The organism is Mammaliicoccus sp. C-M13 (genome assembly GCF_022386845.1).
GTDB lineage: Bacteria > Bacillota > Bacilli > Staphylococcales > Staphylococcaceae > Mammaliicoccus > Mammaliicoccus lentus.
Window position 1 is genome coordinate 175165 of the sequence record NZ_JAJNHQ010000005.1, and the last position, 8239, is coordinate 183403.

7 protein-coding genes and 1 rRNA gene are annotated in these 8239 nt (G+C 33.3%); 2 read left to right on the forward strand and 6 right to left on the reverse strand.

The features are described from left to right. Nucleotide 1 precedes the first annotated feature (1 nt). Nucleotides 2–538 (reverse strand): UvrB/UvrC motif-containing protein, encoded by a 537-nt coding sequence (locus LQ615_RS05835; protein ID WP_016999400.1) that lies wholly within the window; start codon nucleotides 536–538, stop codon nucleotides 2–4. A 14-nt stretch (nucleotides 539–552) separates the two neighbouring features. After that, nucleotides 553–1014 (reverse strand): CtsR family transcriptional regulator, encoded by a 462-nt coding sequence (locus tag LQ615_RS05840; protein ID WP_016999399.1) that lies wholly within the window; start codon nucleotides 1012–1014, stop codon nucleotides 553–555. A gap of 175 nt (nucleotides 1015–1189) precedes the next feature. On the opposite strand from LQ615_RS05840, the gene LQ615_RS05845 reads away from it, so the two are divergent. Continuing rightward, nucleotides 1190–2410 carry a NupC/NupG family nucleoside CNT transporter gene (locus LQ615_RS05845; RefSeq protein WP_064204252.1) on the forward strand — a complete coding sequence of 407 codons (1221 nt, stop codon included), beginning with the start codon at nucleotides 1190–1192 and terminating at the stop codon, nucleotides 2408–2410. A gap of 445 nt (nucleotides 2411–2855) precedes the next feature. Here LQ615_RS05845 and pdxT read toward each other — a convergent pair whose 3' ends face one another. Further along, on the reverse strand, nucleotides 2856–3434 hold the full coding sequence (gene pdxT / locus LQ615_RS05850; RefSeq protein ID WP_016999397.1) for a pyridoxal 5'-phosphate synthase glutaminase subunit PdxT: 579 nt from the start codon (nucleotides 3432–3434) through the stop codon (nucleotides 2856–2858). Between the two features lies 1 nt (nucleotide 3435). Continuing rightward, on the reverse strand, nucleotides 3436–4323 hold the full coding sequence (gene pdxS, locus LQ615_RS05855) for a pyridoxal 5'-phosphate synthase lyase subunit PdxS (protein WP_016999396.1): 888 nt from the start codon (nucleotides 4321–4323) through the stop codon (nucleotides 3436–3438). 107 nt (nucleotides 4324–4430) lie between these two features. Between pdxS and pdxR the strand changes: the two genes are divergently transcribed. Continuing rightward, complete coding sequence (gene pdxR / locus LQ615_RS05860; RefSeq protein ID WP_064204253.1) at nucleotides 4431–5822, forward strand: MocR-like pyridoxine biosynthesis transcription factor PdxR; 1392 nt, start codon at nucleotides 4431–4433, stop codon at nucleotides 5820–5822. Nucleotides 5823–5977: 155 nt separating this feature from the next. On the opposite strand, the gene LQ615_RS05865 is transcribed toward pdxR, so the two are convergent. Both LQ615_RS05865 and rrf read right to left on the reverse strand, forming a co-directional pair. Further along, nucleotides 5978–7870: an FUSC family protein gene (locus LQ615_RS05865; protein WP_064204254.1), complete on the reverse strand. Its 1893-nt coding sequence runs from the start codon at nucleotides 7868–7870 to the stop codon at nucleotides 5978–5980. Between the two features lie 93 nt (nucleotides 7871–7963). Next, a 5S ribosomal RNA gene (gene rrf, locus LQ615_RS05870) occupies nucleotides 7964–8078 on the reverse strand. Between the last annotated feature and the right edge of the window lie 161 nt (nucleotides 8079–8239).

Consider the following 8239-nt stretch of genomic DNA (forward strand, 5'->3'; position numbering starts at 1 on the left):
TCTACTTGACCTCGCCTTCTGCTTTCAAAGCTTTAATTTCATCTCTAACAACTGCTGCGTCTTCAAAAGCTTGTTCTTCTATCAAACCTTGTAAGACTTTTTCTTTTTCAGCTATTTGTTGTTTAAGTTGTATTTTACTTCTTGATGAAACTGGTATTTTACCTGTATGCTCACCGCTACCAGCTTGAACTCTTCGGATGATTTGAGGAACATCATCTTTAAACGTCTCATAGCAATCATGACAACCGAATTTTCCGACTTTAGCTATATCCGTTAAAGTCATACTACAAGTTGGACAGCGCTTCTCTTCTTGAGGCTCAACCTTTTTAAAGTTTATACCGTGCTTACCTACAAGATATTGTAAAAATTGATTCACAACAAATTCTTGGTCTAAATTTTGATCATTTACGTGATCGTCTTGAAAATAAAAATGTTCTGAAGCACAACTTTTACATATCCATTGCTCTGTTTTATGCTTCTTTCCTGCCGATGTTAATTGAATTGTTGCTTCTTCTTTACCACAAATTTCACAAAGCATACTGTCACTCCTTTTTAATTATAATGTATGACTGCCAATATTCGTTTCAATATATTTGCTCGAATAATATCTCTAAATGGTATTTCTATTTGTAAAGTATCTCTGTGTATACTTTGTATAATCATTTTCTTTTCTCTATCTGTTATTAATTTGTTTTCGTACAAACCATCAACGATTCTAAATGCATTTGCTTGAGAGATTTCATCGCCTACTAAATCTATTAAATGTCTAATGAACGCTGACTGACTATTTGTCTCGACTTTGGATATACGAATATATCCACCGCCACCTCTTTTACTTTCTATGGCGTAACCATGTTCATTAGTAAACCGTGTTTTAATGACATAGTTTAATTGCGAAGGTACACAATCAAACTTCTCAGCAATATGTGCACGTTTGATTTCGACGACCTCACCTTGAGCTTCTTCAAGCAACTGCTTTAAGTATTGCTCAATGATATCCGACATATTGTGCATTAATCATCACCTCTTTTGACCTTCTTTGACTATATTATATGTTCTGCTGTTTATTATTTCAATTAATTTGTTTCTTAAAAAAATTATTATTTTTGTGTACCGCTTTCATAAAAAATAAGTTATGATATAAGATAGGTTATTAAAGAGAATAATTCTTGGGAAAGGTGTGTGTGTTATGCATTTTATTATCGGGATTATCGGAATATTAGTATTCCTATTTCTAGCATGGGTAGTAAGTTCTGATAAGATGAAAGTAAGATGGCAATACATAGGATTAATGATTGTAATCCAATTTTTATTTGCATTCTTACTATTAAAAACAACAGGTGGATTAACTGTTATCGGTGGTATATCGAACGGCTTTAGTTATATCATTGACAAAGCAATGGAGGGTATTAACTTCGTCTTTGAAGGCGTCGCAAATATCGATCCAAAAACGAACAAACCTGTTTCAGTATATTTCCTTAACGTACTGATGCCGATTGTATTCGTTTCAGCACTAATTGGTATCTTACAATATATTAAAGTTTTACCACTTATTATTAAATACTTAGGGTTCGTTATTTCTAAAATTAACGGCATGGGTAAACTAGAATCATATAACGCAGTTGCCTCTGCAATTTTAGGACAATCTGAAGTATTTATTTCAATTAAAAAACAACTTCCTTTAATTCCTAAACACCGTATGTATACTTTAACTGCTTCAGCAATGTCGACAGTTTCAGCATCTATTATCGGTGCATATTTTACAATGGTTGAGCCTAGATATGTGGTTACAGCTATCGTCTTAAACTTATTTGGCGGTTTTATAATCGCTTCAATCGTCAATCCTTATACAGTAGATGATAAAGAAGACGACATAATGATAGAAGAGTCTGGAGAAAAACAATCATTCTTTGAAATGCTTGGAGAATATATTTTAGACGGATTTAAAGTAGCAGTTATTGTTGCAGCAATGTTAATCGGGTATGTAGCCATGATTGGTTTATTAAACGGTGTTACTGCTAATATCTTCTCATTTGTGTCTGGCGGATCTATTTCTTGGGACTTCCAAACATTAATTGGATTCGTATTTGCTCCATTTGCATTCTTAGCTGGTATTCCATGGGCTGATGCAGTGCAATCTGGTAGTATTATGGCGACAAAAGTACTTTCAAACGAATTTGTTGCGATGGGTATTTTACCACAAGCTGAAATTTCTGAAAGAGCAAACGGTATTATTTCAGTATTCTTAGTTTCATTTGCAAACTTTGGTTCTATCGGTATCATCGCTGGTGCTGTTAAATCATTAAATGATGAACAAGGTAATAACGTTGCACGTTTCGGATTAAAACTATTATACGGTGCAACATTAGTATCGTTCTTATCAGCAACTATCGCTGGATTTTTCTTATAATATAATGAAACAGGGTGAGACTTTTATTAATGTCTCACCCTGTTTTTATTTATGATTATTTGAGAAGAATGTGATACCTATCTAATGGGTTAGTGATCAAAATAAGCACGTTAGCGCTATAAAAAGCTTTGATTTTATTAATTCCCCTTAATATATGTACGAAATCAACGGCTAACGGGCTAGAAATTTTAAACAAGCTCGCTACATTTTCTAACAGGCAAGAGTTTATAGACAAGCACGTTAGCCATACATTTCTTATTAAACGATTTTGTAAAGTGCTGACGCCCGAAGGAATAGTATGAGCGAGAGACTATAGGCTCGAGCCATACCCTAGGCAAGCATGCACTTTCAAAATCTTATACATAAATCCTCCTAATATGTTAATCAAAATTTCAACAGATTAGGAGGATGACTTTAAGCTAGAGCTTCATGTCTCACCCTTTTTTTATTTTATTACTTGCGCATGATATTGAACGACAATTTCTTCAATAAAATATTTCATAATTTTATAATCATCTGTTAATTCCGGATGGAAAGAAATACCTAAGTATTGATTTTGTCTTACAGCTACAATTTTATCTTCAACAGTCGATAGAATATCTACATCCTCATGTACTGATTGAATATGAGGTGCTCTTATAAATACAGCATTCACTGTCTCATCAATACCTTTAACTTCCAAGTATTCTTCAAAACTATCTACTTGTCGACCGAAGGAATTTCTTTCTACTGTTACATCTAATTTATTTAAATGGCTTTCTTGCCCTATTACTTCAGTAGCCAATAAAATAAGTCCTGCACATGTACCATACATAGGCAAATCACTTTTTCTTAAGGCTTCTGTAAAGCCATATAAATCCATCAACCTTCTCATTGTAGTAGATTCCCCACCTGGCAATACAAGTCCATCTAAACCACTTAATTGATCAACAGTCTTAACAGTAATGCCTTCATGTCCAGATTGTTCAATATGTTTTAAATGCTCTCTAACAGCGCCTTGTAAACCTAATACACCTATTTTCATCTTACCAACCACGCTCTTGCATACGTTCTTCTAAAGATAATTGATTAATATCCAACCCTTGCATAGCTGGTCCTAATTCTTTAGAAAGTTCCGCAATCAATTGATAGTCTTGATAATGAGTAGTTGCTTGAACAATTGCTTTTGCAAATTTTTCTGGTGCTTCTGATTTAAAAATACCTGAACCGACGAATACACCATCAGCACCTAGTTCCATCATTAATGCTGCATCAGCAGGTGTTGCTACACCGCCAGCTGCAAAGTTTACAACAGGTAAACGGCCTAAATCTTTAATTTCTTTTAATATTTCATATGGTGCGCCAATGTTTTTAGCTTCAGTCATGATTTCATCATCGTTCATAACAACTAATTTACGCACTTCAGCATTTACTTGTCTCATATGACGAACCGCTTCAACAATATTCCCTGTACCTGGCTCACCTTTAGTACGTAACATCGCTGCACCTTCACCAATTCTTCTAGCAGCTTCACCTAAATTACGACAACCACATACAAACGGAACTGTAAATTCATCTTTTTTCAAATGGTACTCTTCATCTGCTGGTGTTAATACTTCTGATTCATCTATATAGTCTACACCCATCGATTCTAATACACGTGCTTCTGTAATATGACCAATTCTTCCTTTAGCCATTACCGGAATCGATACAGCATTCATTACTTCTTCCACAATTCGGGGATCAGCCATTCTTGCTACACCGCCTGCAGCTCTAATATCAGAAGGCACGCGTTCAAGTGCCATAACTGCGACAGCTCCTGCTTCTTCAGCTAATTTAGCTTGCTCAGCGTTAACAACATCCATGATAACGCCACCCTTTTGCATTTCTGCCATACCTCTTTTAACTTTATCTGAACCTGTAATCTTAGACATTTATTACTTCCTCCTTTTAAATCGCTTATTTGTAGGTTATACTAAATTCTGAACTGGTAAAAGTGCCAGATTTAAAAAAATATAAGTGGTCAGAATGAGGGATTATTATGGAAATGCTAATGTTTAATATAAATCGCAATATCGATGTACCTATTTATCAACAACTTTATGAAAACATTAAACATAATATTATTAATAATGTTATGCAACATAATGAAAAATTACCTTCAAAAAGACAGCTCAGTCATTATTTATCTGTTAGCCAAACTACAATAGAACATGCATATCAACTTTTAAGTGATGAAGGGTATATACATAGTAAAAATCGTTCAGGATTTTACATAAACGACATTGTGAACTTGCCAGTAACATATAAAACAAAAATTACAGACGAAGATATTCAAACTGAAAAAACATACAAATATTCATTCAAATTAGGTGCTATTGATAAAGAACATTTTCCACTAGATCAATTCAGGAAATTTTCTAAAGAGGCATTTGATTATTCACAACTTTCATTATTGGACAGTGGGCATAAGCAAGGAGATTATGAATTAAGAAAAGAAATCAGGCACTATATCTTCCATAGTAGAGGTGTTAATTGTTCACCCCAACAAATTATTGTAGGTTCATCAACTGAGCAATTACTCTCTATCATCACAGATCTTATTTCAAACTCTACTTACATGATAGAAGATCCACTTTATAAACAAGTAAGAGATTTATTGAAAAGAAAACACGTACCTTTCGAATTTATATCAGTCACTGAAAACGGTATTGATATTGAACAAATTAAAAAATTAAACAAAGAAGTCGTATATATTACGCCAAGTCATCAGTTCCCTACAGGCGTCATTATGGATTTAAAGAGGCGAACACAACTCATAAAATGGGCGTCTGAAAAGCAGACACGATATATTATCGAAGATGACTATGACTCAGAATTTAGATATAGTGGACGTCCTGTGCCTGCATTACAAAGCTTAGACAACACAGATAGCGTCATTTATGTCAGTACGTTCTCAAAGTCGATTTCCCCTTCTCTAAGAGTTGCGTATGCCGTCTTACCTAAGAAACTCATGCAACAGTATCAAAATAAAACAAATATAGAAGGCGGCACTGTGCCTAGACATACACAATATATATTGAGCCGATTTATGAATGAAGGTTTTTTTGAAAGACACCTAAATCGCATGAGAAAAATATATAGAAGTAAGCGAGATATTATATTAAATGAACTCATGAAATATCCAAATGATTTTAAAGTGTCAGGAGAATTAACAGGCATGCATTTTATATTGACGGTAGTTAATGGCTTAACCTTAGAAGAATGCTTACACCGTATAAAAAAATGTGATATAGATATTAAACCTTTAACACACTATCGATTTAAACAAAGTGATCATACTCCTCATTTTGTATTAGGCTTTGGAGGGATTAAGATAGACGAAGCTAAAGAACATATTGAAGCATTAATAAAGTGTTTGATGGAAGTATAATAAAAAAGGAGCGAGACAGAAATCTCATTTTAATAAAAAGATTTCGTAGTCCCACCCCGGCAAGGATGACTAGGGTTGAAAAAAGCTTGATATAAGCGCATTTTCAATCCAGTCAGCTACTGCCATTATAATGAAAGAGAGGCTGAGACATGTATTTATGTCTCGGCTTTATAACCTATTAAATTTTGTAATTTCATGAGTTCATTTCTTATGCTTTGGAATTCTTTTAATTTTGGAAGTTCTATAATATCGTATCTGACATTAAACTCTACTTTTTTGCATATATTCTCATAAGTTGTTAAATAAAGGCCTATTTCTTCATCTGTTAAGGTGCTTAAATTACCTCTTCTATAGGCTTGCTCGAGGGTGAATGCTAAGTGTTCAACTGTGAAAATAATTGGATAAACATACTCAATTTTTTTAACATCATTATCTATTTCATTTAATGCTGCTTGATACATTGCTTTTGTATTCATAATCTCTGTTTGCATTTCTCTAATGAGTAAAGTATCTATTAAATTAATATGATATTTATTTGATGAAAATAGTGTATGTAATAATTGTGATTGTATTCTTAATGTATTAATTATTGTTTTAGGTAGCTTTTTGGAAGCTTGCTTTCTACCTACTATTAACACTCCTATCAGACCAATAGCAGAACCAATCATAACATCAGTTATTCTCGGCAAGATAAGATAAGTATCAAAGTGTTTAGTAATCGCTGCTGACATTAATAATACGTTTGGTGTGATGAATGTGACAGCTATTGTATAATTCACTGCAATGAGCAATTCTGCTGCTGCCATAAGAATAGCCATTAAAATAACAATTGGCCATGTACTTGGTTCAAAATACAATATAACAACAGCTACTAATGTACCTATAATTGTGCCAAGTGTCCTTTGAAATGCCCTTTGTATCGTAGATAAAGAAGACGTACCTAATAAGACTGAGCAACATGATACCGGAATCCAGTAAGCACGTTCAAATCCTATCCCAAATGCTATAATAACAGATACGAACAAGATAATACCATACTGCATAGATTGCATTAGAACTAAAGAGTCTTTAGAAAAATTTTCTTTAATTGTTTTAGAATACATAGGTTTATGATGAATAATTTTCTTATCTATTTGAAGCTCATTTTCATTTAACAAAGCTTCAGCATCATAGATAAGCTTAACTAGTTCATTAATATAAGGGTCATCCCCGTTATAATACTTAATATCATAATTTAAGTCTGATTTTCCTTCTAATCTTTCGCATATGTAATTAAGTGCGACACTTATTTCATTAGGTAAACTTTCATAACCTCTTGATGATAATTCTAAGCATTCTGACCAAATTTCATCAGCTTTTTCTTTAAGTAACAATAAGCGATTATAATCTCTTTTATTATTCCAAAATGCTTTAGCAGTAGTTAAAGTTAGCGAGGCTTGATTGATTGTATTAAGTGTTTGACTTCTTGCTTTATTAAATCGTTCACCTTTAAAATTCTCCACTAAATAAGATAAGTTTTTATAAATATTTAGTACACTTTCAGTTTCAGGTTTTTTATGATTAAAAAATGCATCAACCATTACTACTAATGCACTCACTAAACCACCACATAAAACTAATGAACCTCGTAATAAGAAGTCTTCAGGGGCTATGGGCATAATAGAAGCTATACTATAAGTTAATATAAAGAATAACGATGATGGACCTGGAACTTGTAAAGATTTAAGAATAAAATGCGCACTCATGCCTATTAAACCTAATACAAAAGCATATAAGAAAGGCGTTGTAATAGTAATGCTCCCTAGCATTAAACAGATACTTAACATTATAGATACAGTAATAACCTTTCTTATTCTAGATGGGTATGAACCATTTATAATGTATATATGACTAAAAGAGCCTAAAAGAGCCGTTAAACCTAAATCAAATCGACCGACAATAACACTCGTAGACAAGATGGTAAAAACAATTATAGCTTGCATAATTGCCTTTTTAATTGCTATATTTTGCATATTTACTTTGAACATCACTTCGAAATATTTCTTCATTTATAACAACTCCTATCTTTTAAGTTTTAAGTCAAAAAAAAGAGACCTAACAGGTCTCGAGTGCGGCTCATCGCATCCATTTTATAAATATTTGCCCGGCAACGTCCTACTCTCGCGGAACGTAAGCCCAACTACCATCGGCGCTAAAGAGCTTAACTTCTGTGTTCGGCATGGGAACAGGTGTGACCTCTTTGCTATCGTCACCAGACAAATAGTAAAAACTTATTAAGAATGTATTGCACATTCAAAACTAGATAGTAAGCAGATTTTACGGCTCAAAAACCGATTTTAAAAATTTGATTAAGTCTTCGATCGATTAGTATTCGTCAGCTACACACATTACTGCGCTTACACCCCGAACCTATTAAC